Origin of the sequence: Klebsiella sp. RCJ4 (genome assembly GCF_009025755.1) — a bacterium.
Classification (GTDB): Bacteria; Pseudomonadota; Gammaproteobacteria; order Enterobacterales; family Enterobacteriaceae; genus Klebsiella; species Klebsiella michiganensis.
In genome coordinates this window covers 50,934-64,050 of sequence record NZ_WCIN01000039.1, presented here as the reverse complement: position 1 = coordinate 64,050, position 13,117 = coordinate 50,934, and the positions used below count along the sequence as shown (strand labels likewise).

The window sequence follows — 13,117 nt, the reverse complement described above, 5'->3', positions numbered from 1 at the left end:
TATCCCTGTGATCTCAATCACATATTTAAGCCTACCGGGATTCCTGCCCAACCGCTTACCCTCGCAAGTGACCGCTTAACCCCGGATATAACCACTCACAGATTTACCCAACTTTACGCGCGCGACGTTCTGGCAAGATGGTCCCCAGCATAGCTAATCAATGCCTCCTCAAACCCTAACTAAACCCAGACGGCTTCGGCCCATTATTCATCTTATTAAGCCAGGTTTTACTATGGATACTAAAAAGTTATTCAAGCACATACCCTGGGTGATTCTTGGAATCATCGGGGCATTTTGCCTCTCGGTCGTCGCTCTGCGCCGCGGCGAGCACGTCAGTGCGCTGTGGATCGTGGTGGCGTCGGTTTCCGTCTACCTCGTCGCCTACCGTTATTACAGCCTGTATATCGCGCAAAAGGTCATGAAGCTCGATCCTACGCGCTCCACGCCTGCGGTGATTAATAACGATGGCCTGAACTACGTTCCGACCAACCGCTACGTGCTGTTTGGCCACCACTTTGCCGCGATTGCCGGCGCCGGTCCGCTGGTGGGCCCGGTGCTCGCCGCGCAGATGGGCTACCTGCCGGGTACCCTGTGGCTGCTGGCGGGCGTCGTGCTGGCAGGGGCGGTGCAGGACTTTATGGTGCTGTTTATCTCCTCGCGCCGTAACGGTGCCTCGCTGGGGGAAATGATCAAGCAGGAGATGGGTCCGGTGCCGGGCTCCATCGCGCTGTTTGGCTGCTTCCTGATAATGATCATCATCCTTGCGGTGCTGGCGTTAATCGTGGTGAAAGCGCTGGCGGAAAGCCCGTGGGGCGTCTTCACCGTCTGCTCGACCGTGCCGATCGCCCTGTTTATGGGGATCTACATGCGCTTCCTGCGCCCGGGCCGCGTAGGCGAAGTATCGGTGATTGGTATCGTCCTGCTGGTAGCGTCGATTTACTTCGGCGGCGTGATTGCCCACGACCCGTACTGGGGCCCGGCGCTGACCTTTAAAGACACCACCATTACCTTTACCCTGATTGGCTACGCGTTTATCTCGGCGCTGCTGCCGGTCTGGCTGATTCTGGCGCCGCGCGACTACCTGGCGACCTTCCTGAAAATTGGCGTTATCGTCGGCCTGGCGCTGGGCATTGTTATCCTCAACCCGGACCTGAAAATGCCGGCGGTAACCCAGTACATTGACGGTACCGGTCCGCTGTGGAAAGGCGCGCTGTTCCCGTTCCTGTTTATCACTATCGCCTGCGGCGCGGTCTCCGGCTTCCACGCCCTGATCGCCTCCGGCACCACGCCGAAGCTGCTGGCTAACGAAACCGACGCCCGCTTTATCGGCTACGGCGCGATGCTGATGGAATCCTTCGTGGCGGTGATGGCGCTGGTAGCGGCCTCAATTATCGAACCGGGCCTCTACTTCGCGATGAACACTCCGCCGGCGGGTCTGGGCATCACCATGCCGAACCTGCACGAAATGGGCGGTGAAAACGCCGCGCTGATTGCCGCCCAGCTGAGGGATGTCACCGCACACGCGGCGGCGACCGTCAGCTCCTGGGGCTTCGTGATCTCACCTGAGCAAATCCTGCAAACCGCGAAAGATATCGGCGAACCGTCGGTACTGAACCGCGCGGGCGGCGCGCCGACGCTGGCCGTGGGTATCGCTCACGTGTTCCACAAAATCATCCCGATGGCGGATATGGGCTTCTGGTACCACTTCGGTATTCTGTTTGAAGCGCTGTTTATCCTCACCGCGCTGGATGCCGGTACCCGTGCAGGCCGCTTTATGCTGCAGGATCTGCTGGGCAACTTCGTACCGTTCCTCAAGAAAACCGACTCGCTGGTGGCCGGTGTTATCGGTACCGCGGGCTGCGTCGGCCTGTGGGGCTACCTGCTGTATCAGGGCGTGGTCGACCCGCTGGGCGGCGTGAAGAGCCTGTGGCCGCTGTTCGGTATCTCTAACCAGATGCTGGCCGCCGTAGCGCTGGTGCTCGGCACCGTGGTGCTGGTCAAAATGCAGCGCACCAAATATATCTGGGTCACCGTGATCCCGGCCGCATGGCTGCTGCTGTGCACCACCTGGGCGCTGGGCCTGAAACTGTTCAGCACCAACCCGCAGATGGAAGGCTTCTTCTTCATGGCGCAGCAGTATAAAGAGAAGATCGCCGCCGGCGGCGAACTGACCGCGCAGCAGATTGCCAACATGAACCATATCGTGGTGAACAACTACACCAACGCGGGTCTGAGCATTCTGTTCCTGGTGGTGGTTTACAGCATCATCTTCTACGGCATCAAAACCTGGCTCAACGTGCGTAACAATAAAGTGCGTACCGACAAAGAGACCCCGTACGTGCCGGTACCGGAAGGCGGTGTGAAGACCTCTTCGCATCACTAAACCTTAATGCCGGATGGCGCTACGCTTATCCGGTCTACACAAACGAATGTTTGTAGGCCGGATGAGGCGCTAGCCGCCATCCGGCTTTATTCGTTCTCTGGGACTCACAATGTTTGGTAACTTAGGTCAGGCAAAAAAATACCTCGGTCAGGCAGCGAAAATGCTGATTGGCATTCCGGATTACGATAATTACGTCGAGCATATGCAGACTAACCATCCGGACAAGCCGTACATGACCTACGATGAATTCTTTCGCGAACGCCAGCAGGCCCGCTACGGCGGCGACGGCAAAGGCGGCGTACGCTGCTGCTAATGGAGGCAAACATGGCACCGATTGCAGTCACCCTGCTCACCGGTTTTCTTGGCGCGGGTAAAACCACCCTGCTGCGCCATATCCTGAACGAACGGCACGGCTTTAAAATTGCCGTTATAGAAAACGAATTTGGCGAAGTCGCCGTCGATGACCAGCTTATCGGCGATCGCGCCACGCAGATTAAAACCCTGACCAACGGCTGCATCTGCTGTACCCGTTCCAACGAACTGGAAGACGCCCTGCTCGATCTGCTTGACAGCTGCGATCGCGGAGAAATTGATTTTGACCGGCTGGTGATCGAATGTACCGGCATGGCCGACCCCGGCCCGATTATCCAGACCTTTTTCTCTCACGATGTGCTGTGTGAACGCTATCTGCTGGATGGCGTGATTGCGCTGGTTGACGCGGTGCATGCCGACCAGCAGATGAATCAGTTCACCATTGCCCAGTCGCAGGTGGGCTACGCCGATCGTATCCTGCTCACCAAAACTGACGTGGCGGGCGACAGCGACAAGCTCCGCGAACGGCTGATGCGTATTAACGCCCGCGCGCCGATTTACAACGTCACCCACGGCGATATCGACCTGAATCTGCTGTTTAACACCAGCGGCTTTATGCTGGAAGAGAACGTGGTCAGCAGCAAACCGCGCTTCCACTTTATGGCCGATAAGCAGAACGACGTGTCGTCTATCGTGGTGGAGCTGGATTATCCGGTGGATATTAGCGACGTGTCGCGGGTGATGGAAAACCTGCTGCTCACCTTTGCTGAACAGCTGATGCGCTATAAAGGGATGCTGTGGATCGACGGCGAGCCCAACCGCCTGCTGTTCCAGGGCGTTCAACGGCTATACAGCGCCGACTGGGACCGGCCGTGGGGCGATGAGCAACCGCACAGTACCCTGGTGTTTATTGGGATACAGCTTCCGGAAGATGAGATTCGCACCGCATTTGCGAGCCTGCGCAAGTAGTCATGTCGCATTCCCCCTCTTCTGGAGGGGGAATGCGCGGATTAAATGTAAAACTCTGTTCTTATATGTAACAACAGAAATGTTTTTGAAAATAATTAGAAAGCCAATTATTGCGTCCACAACCGCTTTTTCGCGCCTGTTCAGCGAATATTTAGCCAAAAGATTCAACTCACGCTCAACAGCTAAAGATTACCCATTGACTCCGCAGTAAAAACAACTAACAAACAACACAAATAAATATATCTAATAACAAAATTAGCATAAAACAGTCATCCCTCGCTGATTTGCAGTCATAAAAATCGATTGTTAAGGTGCCCTCCGCGTAATGTAATGATGAGGCATAAAACATGAAAAAGCTGAATATCCTTCTTCTCTCGGCGTTGGCTGCCGTCTCGGGATCCGCACTCGCGATGGGCGGCACCGTTGAGCAGGGCAAGAACTTCACCAACCTGAATCTGGAAATGGGGAAATCCTCTTCTGGCCTGTATGTGGAAAGCAACTGGCTCAAAAATACCGATGACGGTACCCAGACAGGCGGCGTAGGCGCGGGTTATAACCTGGAACTCGGCCCGGTGATGTTCAATGCCGGCGCGAAAGCCATCTACCTCGGCCCTAAAAAAGGCGATAACGGCGTGGCCTTCCCCATCGGCGGCGGCGTCAACGTGGCCCTGACCGACAGCATCCATCTCTATGGTGAGGGCTATGCCGCACCGGAGGGCCTGAACAATAGCGTCAAAAACTACGTTGAAGCCAACGGCGGCGTAAGCTGGACGCCAATCACCCCGGTCACGCTGAAAGTGGGCTATCGCCATGTCAGCGTCGACGGCAAAGATGGCCGTCCGGGCCACACGCTGATTGACGGCGCCTATGTCGGCGGCGGGGTTACCTTCTGATGAACGGCCGCTTCGCCGCGCTTTGCGTTCTGAGCTTCACCGTGCTGCTGTCAGGCTGCGTCCAGTACAAATGGGTAAAGCCGGGAGTCAGCGATACGGAGATGAATAAAAAGCTCACGGAGTGCGAAGCGCAGGCGCTGATCGATCTCCCCCCGGATAACGTCGTCACCGGTTCAAGCTCGGAAAAAACGGACAAAAAGAACAAGAAAAAGGATATTTCCACCAGCTATACGGTTGAGGACGCCAATGAGGGGCGCAGGGATACGCTCGTCGACAGCTGCATGTTTAAGAGCGGCTGGGATAAGATTGAAGTTCAGTGAACGCCAAAAAAACCTGCCAGATGGCAGGTTTTTGTCTTCACGCCGTTATTTATGCACGACCACCAGCTTCTGATTCACAAACTCTTTAATCCCGAGATCGGAAAGCTCGCGGCCGAACCCGGAGCGCTTAACGCCGCCAAACGGCAGCTCCGGAGCGGTATCGGTTAGCCAGTTGATATAGACCATACCGGTTTCAATCCGCGACGCCATGCGTTTCGCCCTTTCGATATCCTGGCTGAATACGGCTCCGCCGAGGCCATAGTGCGAATCGTTGGCCAGCTTCACCGCCTCATCGTCATCTTTCACCACGTAGATTTGCGCGACCGGGCCGAAGAACTCTTCGAAGTAGGCCGGGTTATCGCGGGTAATGCCGGTGAGTATGGTGGGCTCGAAAAAGCTGCCTTCCCGCTGCGCGGGTTTGCCGCCCAGATGCAGCTTCGCGCCGTTTTTCACCGCCTCGTCAACCTGTTTGGTCAACGTTTCCAGCGCGTCTTTTGAGGAGAGCGGGCCCAGCGTGGTACTTTCGTCCAGCGGATCGCCAATTTTCACCTCGCGGAAGGCTTGGGTAAACTGGCTGAGGAAAGCGTCGGCAATTTTTTCATGCAGGATAAAACGTTTCGCCGCGGTGCACACCTGGCCTGCGTTGTTGAGCCGCGCCTGCACGCCGATCTTCACCGCCTTCTCCAGATCGGCGTCGTCCAGGACCACAAAGACATCGTTGCCGCCCAGTTCAAGCGTCGCTTTCTTGATGTGTTTAGCCGCCTGCGCCGCCACCACGCTACCGGCTTTTTCCGAGCCGGTCAGGGCCGCACCCTGTACGCGATCGTCGGCGATAATCTTCGCCACCTGATCCTGAGAAATAAACAGGTTTGTCCACGCCCCCTCCGGCGCACCGGCTTCGCGTACCAGGTGGGCGAAGGTTTCCGCGCAGTGTGGGACGATGCTGGCATGTTTGGCGATAACCGGGTTCCCCGCCGCCAGGTTCGGTGCCAGCACGCGCATAAGCTGATAATAAGGGAAGTTCCACGGTTCTACCGCCATCAGTACGCCGATGGGATGGTGTTCAACCCAGGCTTCACCCAACTCGGACGGATACTTTACCGGCGCCAAAAACTGTTTTGCGTTATCGGCGTAGTAGCGGGCAATTTGCGCGCACAGCTTCACTTCACCGCGGCTTTGCTCAATGAGTTTGCCCATTTCCTGGCTGGCGATTTTCGCCAGCTCGTCAACCCGGCCGTCGATCAGATCCGCCAGCTTGTACAGCACCGATAGCCGCTGCGCTATATCGCCCTTCGACCACGACGAATGATATAGCGCATCCGCCTTCTGCAGAGCCGCTTCCACGTCCGCGTCGCTGTGTGCCGGGTACGCTTTGATAAGCTGATTGTTTGCAGGATTCACCGTCTGATAAGCCATATCGCATGTCTCCTTGTTATCGCTGTTAACGCAGTCATAAATACCGCACAGGATATTAAGGGTAGTCGAGATAGCTGAGTATGCGTCCAGACTCAGAGAGATACGGAATTTTCCCGAAATGGAACGGAGCGCGCTATCGGCATAAATCGCCCATAAACAACACCGTAATATCAATAACTTAGTGAGTAACCGCCCGGATATCCGCCTCCGACAAACCGGTAATTCTCAGCACCGTTTCCAGGGCCATACCTTCGGCGAGCATCGTTTGAGCAATACGCTGCGCTTCGGCGCGCTGCCCCTCCTCAACGCCCTCAAGTCGTCCCTTTTCGAGACCTTCCTGGCGACCTTCCCGCTTCCCCTGCCTGCGCCCCACTTCACGTAACCTTTCGGCGATAGTCATGAGCTTCTCCTTATGCTGCGGAACACGCTGAGCCACTTCGCGGATAAATTTCCCCAACCGAAGCGCTTTGCCCGAGTGAATCAGGTAATTAAACAGCGTTTTTAGCTGCCTGTCATTAGCGTATCCGCTAAGCAAAATGGCCGTCAGATGTTCCACAATGCCCAGCAAATCGCGCTGACGAATATGTTTTTGCATCAGCTCCAGTAAGGCGACTCTTCGATGCTGGACAATTTCGTCATCAGGTACGACGGTAATATCCACCAGCGGAAACGGCATGGTATAAACAGCTATCCCCCTCAGCTAAGGAGCCCACCGTGAGCCATACGCGCGATATTCAGCAAACCTTCTGGCGCGACGAACAGCTGCCCTGGCTGGAGCTGCGCAGCACCTGGCAAAGCCGTCAGGCCTATAAACGTCACCGCCATCCGCAGCTCTCCGTGGGGGCGATTATCGAGGGGGAAACGCGCTGTATCTGCAACGGGCAGGAGTATCTGCTGCGGCCGGGCGATCTGATTATTATCCCCGCCCAGGCGCCCCACAGCTGCAATCCGCGCGACGGCCAGCCGCGCAGCTACCATATGCTCTATCTCGAGCTAAGCTGGTGCTTGCGACAGCTGGCAAACGATGCGCATCACGAGCGGCTGATAACCTCCCGGCCGGTGATTCGCGATGCCGGGCTCTTTGCCCGGTATCTGCAGATCGTGGCGTTGATGACTCAGCAAAACACCGCCGCGTTACCCGTCAGCGTCGCCCGGTTCCTGCGCGACCTGCCGCTGCGCCCGCTCGCGCCTGTGGCGCTTAGCCAGACCAGCGCACGTTTGTTCAGTCGTCTGGCAACCAATCTGCAGGCGCCGCCGACGCTGGATAGCCTCGCCGATGAGTTTGCGCTGCGCAAAGAGACGCTGATCCGCGCCTTCAAGCAGGATACCGGCCTGACGCCCGCCAGCTTTATCAATATCGCGCGGATTGAGTTCGCCAAAACGCGCCTGCGGGCCGGGGATAATATCGCCGATGTGGGCTACCAGGCCGGGTTTGCCGACCAGAGCCACTTTCATAAAACCTTTGTCAGCTATACCGCCGCCACGCCGCGCCAGTATGCGCAGTCCCGATCAATAACAGACAATAATTAGCGTTTACGCTGGCGTAAGGTGACCTCAGATTAATACTGAGGTTGCTATGGACATACTCGCTACGCTCTTTCCCTCCGCCTTCCCCGCACTGGCGCTCTCCCATTTTGTCGCCCTGCTGAGCCCCGGGCCGGATTTTTTTCTGCTGGTGGGCTACGCCATCCGCTATCGCCTGCGCGGCAGCGTCGGCCTGTGTATCGGCATTGCCGCCGGAAACGGTCTGTATATTCTTCTGGCCATTATCGGCTGGGGGATCCTGCGCCAGGCGCCGCTGCTGTTTACGGTGATTGAGCTGCTGGGCGCGGCGTATTTACTGTGGATTGGCAGCCTGCTGCTCAGAAGCCGTCCGACCACGCTGGCGCTGCACGGCGCCTCGGCTTCGCGCCCGCCGCTGGTGAAACAGCTTTTTCTCGGGCTGGGTTCTTCGCTGCTCAATCCGAAAAACGCGCTGTTCTACCTCGCGCTGATGACCTCCCTGCTGGGCCCGAACGTCACGCTGGTGCAGCAGGCCGTCAGCGGAGCCTGGATGACCAGCGTGGTGTTGATATGGGATCTGTTGCTGATCACGCTGATTGCGCTACCGTCGGTGCAGCGCCGCCTTTCCGCCGTCGTCTGGCGAGTCGAGCGCACGGCCGGCGGCGTATTGATGGCTTTTGGTTGTTGGATTGTGTGGCAGTTTTTGCACGAGTTCGCCGTCAGGCTATATGCTTAAGCTTATGGAAAAACTCGCTGAACTGAAACGCGCCAAGCTGCTGGCGCTCTCGCTGCTGCTGATTGCAGCCGCCATTTTTATCACTACCCTCGTGCTGCCGCCAACGCCATGGGTCGGTGCGCTAAAGGCTATTTCCGAAGCGGCAATGGTCGGCGCGCTGGCGGACTGGTTTGCGGTCGTGGCGCTGTTTCGCCGTATTCCGCTGCCGTTCGTTGCGCGGCATACGGCGATTATTCCGCGTAATAAGGACCGAATTGCCGATAATCTCGGCTATTTCGTGCAGGAAAAATTTCTCGATACGCCCTCTCTGGTCGCGCTGATCCGCCGCTACGAACCGGCCCTGATGCTCGGTAACTGGTTCAGCCAGCCGGAAAACGCGCGTCGGGTCGGCCAGCATCTGCTGCAGGTGATGAGCGGCTTTCTGGAGCTAACCGACGATGCGCGCATTCAGCGCCTGCTGCGTCGGGCAGTACATAAAGCGATTGATAAGGTCGATCTAACCCAAACCAGCGCTATGATGCTGGAAGGGTTAACGCGCGATAACCGCCACCAGAAGCTGCTCGATTCGCTGATTAGCCAGCTTATCGCTCTGCTCCAGCGCGACAGCTCGCGGGCGTTTATTGCCCGCGGTATCGTGCACTGGCTGGAGACCGAGCATCCGCTTAAAGCCAGGCTGCTGCCTACCGAATGGCTCGGCGAGCACAGCGCTGAAATGGTTACCGATGCGGTTAACACGCTGCTCGACGAAGTGAGTCAGGATCGCGCCCATCAGATCCGCCAGGCCTTCGATCGCGCGGCGCTGAAGCTGATCGACAACCTGAAGTCCGATCCGCTGATGGCGGAAAAAGCGGACAATATCAAAGCGTATCTGAAAAACGATGAGACCTTTAACCGCTATCTGGGCGAGGTATGGGCCGATCTGCGCGGCTGGGTTAAAAACGATGTTAATAGCGACGATTCACGCATTAAGCAGCGCATTGCCGAAGCCGGTCAGTGGTTTGGCGAAACGCTGCTCCACGATGAGGCGCTGCGCGAATCCCTGAACGAACATCTTGAGCAGGCGGCGCACCGGGTGGCCCCGGAGTTTGCCGCCTTCCTGACGCGCCATATCAGCGATACGGTCAAAAGCTGGGACTCCCGCGATATGTCGCGACAAATAGAGCTGAACATTGGTAAGGATCTGCAGTTTATCCGCATCAACGGCACGCTGGTTGGCGGCACTATCGGTCTGCTGCTGTGGCTGTTTTCACAGATTCCGTCGCTGTTGCATTTACATATTTAATTCAACTTTTTGTTTTTAATGTATTTCTTACATGAATACATATTAACCGTTAAAAACACATGGATATTTAGGTTGACCCTAAATTTATTGCAGTGTGAAGTGCTGAAATAGTGCGCGCATAAACGGCTATTTATGGCGTAGAGACTCAACAAGGAGCCCACCGATGTTGCAATGGATGACCCGTTTTTTCGCCCGCCATTCCGCCACGCTTTTCTTCCCGGCGGCGCTGATCCTGTATGACTTTGCCGCCTATCTGACCACCGATCTTATCCAGCCGGGGATTATTCACGTGGTGCGCGACTTTGACGCCGACGTGGCGCTGGCTCCCGCATCGGTCAGCCTGTATATGGCCGGCGGCATGGCGCTACAGTGGCTGCTCGGGCCGCTCTCCGATCGTATCAGCCGCCGTCCGGTGCTGCTCACCGGCGCGCTGATCTTTACCCTGGCCTGCTTCGCGACCCTGTTCACCACCTCAATGGAGCAGTTCCTCGCGGCGCGCTTTGTTCAGGGCACCAGCATCTGCTTTATCGCTACGGTCGGCTACGTCACCGTGCAGGAGGCGTTCGGCCAGACAAAAGCCATTAAGCTGATGGCGATTATTACCTCGATCGTGCTGATCGCGCCAATAATTGGCCCGCTCTCCGGCGCGGCGCTGATGCACTTCGTGCACTGGAAAGTGCTGTTCGGGATTATTGCCGTCATGGGGTTTATCGCCTGGCTGGGGCTGCTGCTGAACATGCCGGAGACCGTCCGGCGCGGCGACGTCCCCTTCAGCGCCAGCGGCGTGCTGCGCGATTTCCGCGATGTTTTCCGCAACCGCGTTTTTCTGTTCGGCGCCGCCACGCTCTCGCTCAGCTATATTCCACTGATGAGCTGGGTTGCGGTCTCGCCGGTTATCCTGATTGACGACGGCGGGCTGACCACCGCCGAGTTCGCCTGGACCCAGGTGCCGGTCTTCAGCGCGGTGATTATTGCCAACCTGTCGGTGGCGCGCTGGGTAAAAGACCCGACGCGTCCGCGCTTTATCTGGCGCGCGGTGCCCATCCAGATGACCGGGCTGGCGATCCTGATCCTCGGCAACCTGCTGTGGCCGCACATCTGGCTGTGGTCGGTGCTCGGCACCTGCTTCTACGCCTTCGGCATCGGGCTGATCTTCCCGACGCTGTTCCGCTTTACCCTGTTTTCAAACGATCTGCCAAAGGGCACCGTTTCCGCTTCGCTGAATATCGTGATCCTCAGCGTCAGCGCGCTCTCTATCGAAGCGGCGCGCTGGCTGTGGTTTAACGGCGGCAGGCTGCCTTTTCATCTGCTGGGGGTGGCGGCGGGGATCGCGGCCGCGTGCTGTCTGGCGGGTTTATTAAGCCGGATACGCCAGCAGCCGGAAGCCGCGCTGGCGCAGGAGTAGCGAAAGGCGCTACTCCACGGTCCAGGCTTCACTAAAGCTCTCGTCGGCGAACAGCTCCGTCAGGCCGCTGATCTGTTTCAGGCGCAGCACCTCGTCTGCATCCATACCGAGCTCTTCGCCGATGCGCCGATCGTCCCAGCCCTGGCGATGTAAATCGCGGACGATATCGGACATCGCCGCGATCTGATGTTTGCCCCTGGCGCGATTATGGCGAATGGTGGCGGCGATGCGCTCTTTCTGCCCTTCGCGTTCGGCATTGATGAGCGTCACCGGAAGATAACCATGCAGGCGCCGGTTCAGCTCCGGGCGACTCTTACCAATCAGGTGGCGATGAAAACCGTCCACGACCAGGTGCCGTCGCTGCTGGCGAGCCACCACTACCGGTTGGGTAAAACCATCCAGTTCGATAGAGCGTTCCAGCAGCTTTTTTTCCACCGTCGCCATCACGTTGGGGTTGTAGTCATTCGCCTCAACCGTTTTGGCCTCGACCCACAGCACGCAGTCCACCGGCTCGCGGCAGAAGGGACTGTGCTGGTGGATCAGGCTCTTCAGCTCGTTAATCGCTTTGATTTTCAGGTCAACATCGTCAAACGATTCGAGATATTCAATCACTGTCTTAGCCACATCCGGCGACATCAAAGCGTCCTCCACTCTTTACGTTTGTTACTCACCAGCCGACAGTAGCGCTCATAGTGCTTTGGCTGCGTCGGGCTGAACGACAGCATCCGGCACCAGAAATCGTTTTTCAGCAGCGTCTTGCAGATGCGGCGCCATGAGGGAACGTCGCGATAGCCGAGATCTTTTTCCTGCTCGTCGGGAATATCGACAGGGAAACCGCGGGTCTGGTACCAGTGCAGATAAATAGCGATTTTATTACGGTAATGCTCGGCGGTTTTTTCCGGCATGCTGTCGAGCAGAAAGAGCGCATACTCGCGCCAGCTAAAATGCGCCGGTTTGCGGATTTTGGTCTTCAGCGCAAAGTAGTCGCCGCTGGCGTTGGCGTAAATCGCGCCGCTGTGCGCGCCGCATACCCGACGGCACATCCGCTCCCAGGTCTCCGGCTCAAGAATGTGATAGAGCCACAGCCCGCGCCGCTGCTCGGGGCCGAAGGGCTCGCAGACGCGCATATTTTTCAGCGGTACGCCGGCGCGGTGCATCAGGTCATAGAGCGGGTTGTAGGGGAGGCGCGACTTATGATTAAAGATCCAGATATCGCGGGTCCGCCAGTCATAGAGGGGATAGCAGGTATAGCTGAACCCTTCCGGCGAGGCGGTGGTCCAGGGTTTATCTTCCTCAAAGCGCAGTTTGGTCGGCGAGGTGAGCGCCATATAGCGATGCAGTGACTCGTCGGTGCGGATGCCGATCAGCGAAGCGAGGCTGCGCCCCGCAGCCAGCCAGTGGGAAAAGGCCGGTATAAACGCTTCAAAGGTCATTTCCGGCTGATAAAAAGGGAAAAAACCGGCATCGGTGATGGCGTCATCCGGCGGTTGCCTCACCCATTCTTCCCCGGCCCGCCAGGCGACCCATTCCGGCTCATGCTGCGATACGCCGCTCACCGTGGTCATCGGCAGCGCCACCCAGTAAAAGCGGCTTACCACATCCTGATAGCGCTCTTTCATATTTTGTACGTGCTGGATGGTTAATAAATACTGCGCTTCCCAGTCCACGAACAATACCGCAAACTTTTTCCCTTTTTTACGCGCAACGGCTGCCGCCAGATGAAATAATACCGTCGAGTCTTTACCACCCGAAAAAGATAAACAGACCTGCTCGAAAGTATCAAATACCCAATCCAGGCGCATCAGAGCAGCGTCAAAAACATTCATATTCAGTTTTACGCGTTTCATCCTTCACCCCTGATAAATGAATCGCCGTCAGAATGTACTTATAGAAAAATT

At 57.1% G+C, this 13,117-nt stretch carries 12 protein-coding genes and 1 pseudogene; 9 read left to right on the top strand and 4 right to left on the bottom strand.

Going from position 1 to position 13,117, the window contains the following annotated elements:
* The first annotated feature begins 232 nt into the window (after positions 1 to 232).
* The 5 genes from btsT to F8562_RS16600 all read left to right on the top strand — a co-directional run bounded on the left by btsT (position 233) and on the right by F8562_RS16600 (position 4,877).
* A complete protein-coding gene (gene btsT, locus F8562_RS16620; RefSeq protein ID WP_014227784.1) occupies positions 233 to 2,383 on the top strand; it encodes a pyruvate/proton symporter BtsT in 2,151 nt (716 codons plus the stop codon).
* Between the two features lie 109 nt (positions 2,384 to 2,492).
* Positions 2,493 to 2,696, top strand: a complete 204-nt coding sequence (locus F8562_RS16615; protein ID WP_004098292.1) for a YbdD/YjiX family protein — start codon at positions 2,493 to 2,495, stop codon at positions 2,694 to 2,696.
* Between the two features lie 11 nt (positions 2,697 to 2,707).
* On the top strand, positions 2,708 to 3,664 hold the full coding sequence (yjiA, locus tag F8562_RS16610) for a GTPase (protein WP_014837332.1): 957 nt from the start codon (positions 2,708 to 2,710) through the stop codon (positions 3,662 to 3,664).
* A gap of 347 nt (positions 3,665 to 4,011) precedes the next feature.
* On the top strand, positions 4,012 to 4,557 hold the full coding sequence (locus F8562_RS16605; RefSeq protein ID WP_014227782.1) for a YfaZ family outer membrane protein: 546 nt from the start codon (positions 4,012 to 4,014) through the stop codon (positions 4,555 to 4,557).
* The gene (locus tag F8562_RS16600; protein ID WP_004098289.1) at positions 4,557 to 4,877 is read left to right on the top strand and encodes a hypothetical protein; all 321 of its coding nucleotides are present in this window, start codon (positions 4,557 to 4,559) and stop codon (positions 4,875 to 4,877) included. The genes F8562_RS16605 and F8562_RS16600 overlap by 1 nt, the downstream gene beginning before the upstream one ends.
* Before the next feature lie 45 nt (positions 4,878 to 4,922).
* Here the strand turns inward: F8562_RS16600 and F8562_RS16595 are convergent, their stop codons facing one another.
* Both F8562_RS16595 and F8562_RS16590 read right to left on the bottom strand, forming a co-directional pair.
* The gene (locus F8562_RS16595) at positions 4,923 to 6,293 is read right to left on the bottom strand and encodes an NAD-dependent succinate-semialdehyde dehydrogenase (protein WP_014837331.1); all 1,371 of its coding nucleotides are present in this window, start codon (positions 6,291 to 6,293) and stop codon (positions 4,923 to 4,925) included.
* A 178-nt stretch (positions 6,294 to 6,471) separates the two neighbouring features.
* Positions 6,472 to 6,978: pseudogene (locus tag F8562_RS16590) on the bottom strand (Rpn family recombination-promoting nuclease/putative transposase); the annotation flags it as partial.
* Positions 6,979 to 7,007: 29 nt separating this feature from the next.
* On the opposite strand from F8562_RS16590, the gene F8562_RS16585 reads away from it, so the two are divergent.
* The 4 genes from F8562_RS16585 (at position 7,008) to mdtM (ending at position 11,219) form a co-directional block, all read left to right on the top strand.
* On the top strand, positions 7,008 to 7,823 hold the full coding sequence (locus tag F8562_RS16585) for an AraC family transcriptional regulator (RefSeq protein WP_014837329.1): 816 nt from the start codon (positions 7,008 to 7,010) through the stop codon (positions 7,821 to 7,823).
* 46 nt (positions 7,824 to 7,869) lie between these two features.
* Complete coding sequence (locus tag F8562_RS16580; protein ID WP_014837328.1) at positions 7,870 to 8,532, top strand: LysE family translocator; 663 nt, start codon at positions 7,870 to 7,872, stop codon at positions 8,530 to 8,532.
* Positions 8,525 to 9,814 carry a DUF445 domain-containing protein gene (locus F8562_RS16575; protein WP_014227777.1) on the top strand — a complete coding sequence of 430 codons (1,290 nt, stop codon included), beginning with the start codon at positions 8,525 to 8,527 and terminating at the stop codon, positions 9,812 to 9,814. The genes F8562_RS16580 and F8562_RS16575 overlap by 8 nt, the downstream gene beginning before the upstream one ends.
* 163 nt (positions 9,815 to 9,977) lie before the next feature.
* Positions 9,978 to 11,219, top strand: coding sequence for a multidrug efflux MFS transporter MdtM (gene mdtM / locus F8562_RS16570; protein ID WP_179294854.1), 1,242 nt, complete (start codon positions 9,978 to 9,980; stop codon positions 11,217 to 11,219).
* A 9-nt stretch (positions 11,220 to 11,228) separates the two neighbouring features.
* Here mdtM and F8562_RS16565 read toward each other — a convergent pair whose 3' ends face one another.
* Positions 11,229 to 11,855, bottom strand: coding sequence for an IbrB-like domain-containing protein (locus F8562_RS16565; protein ID WP_014227775.1), 627 nt, complete (start codon positions 11,853 to 11,855; stop codon positions 11,229 to 11,231).
* On the bottom strand, positions 11,855 to 13,066 hold the full coding sequence (locus tag F8562_RS16560) for a phosphoadenosine phosphosulfate reductase (RefSeq protein WP_014837325.1): 1,212 nt from the start codon (positions 13,064 to 13,066) through the stop codon (positions 11,855 to 11,857). The genes F8562_RS16565 and F8562_RS16560 overlap by 1 nt, the downstream gene beginning before the upstream one ends.
* Positions 13,067 to 13,117: the final 51 nt, after the last annotated feature.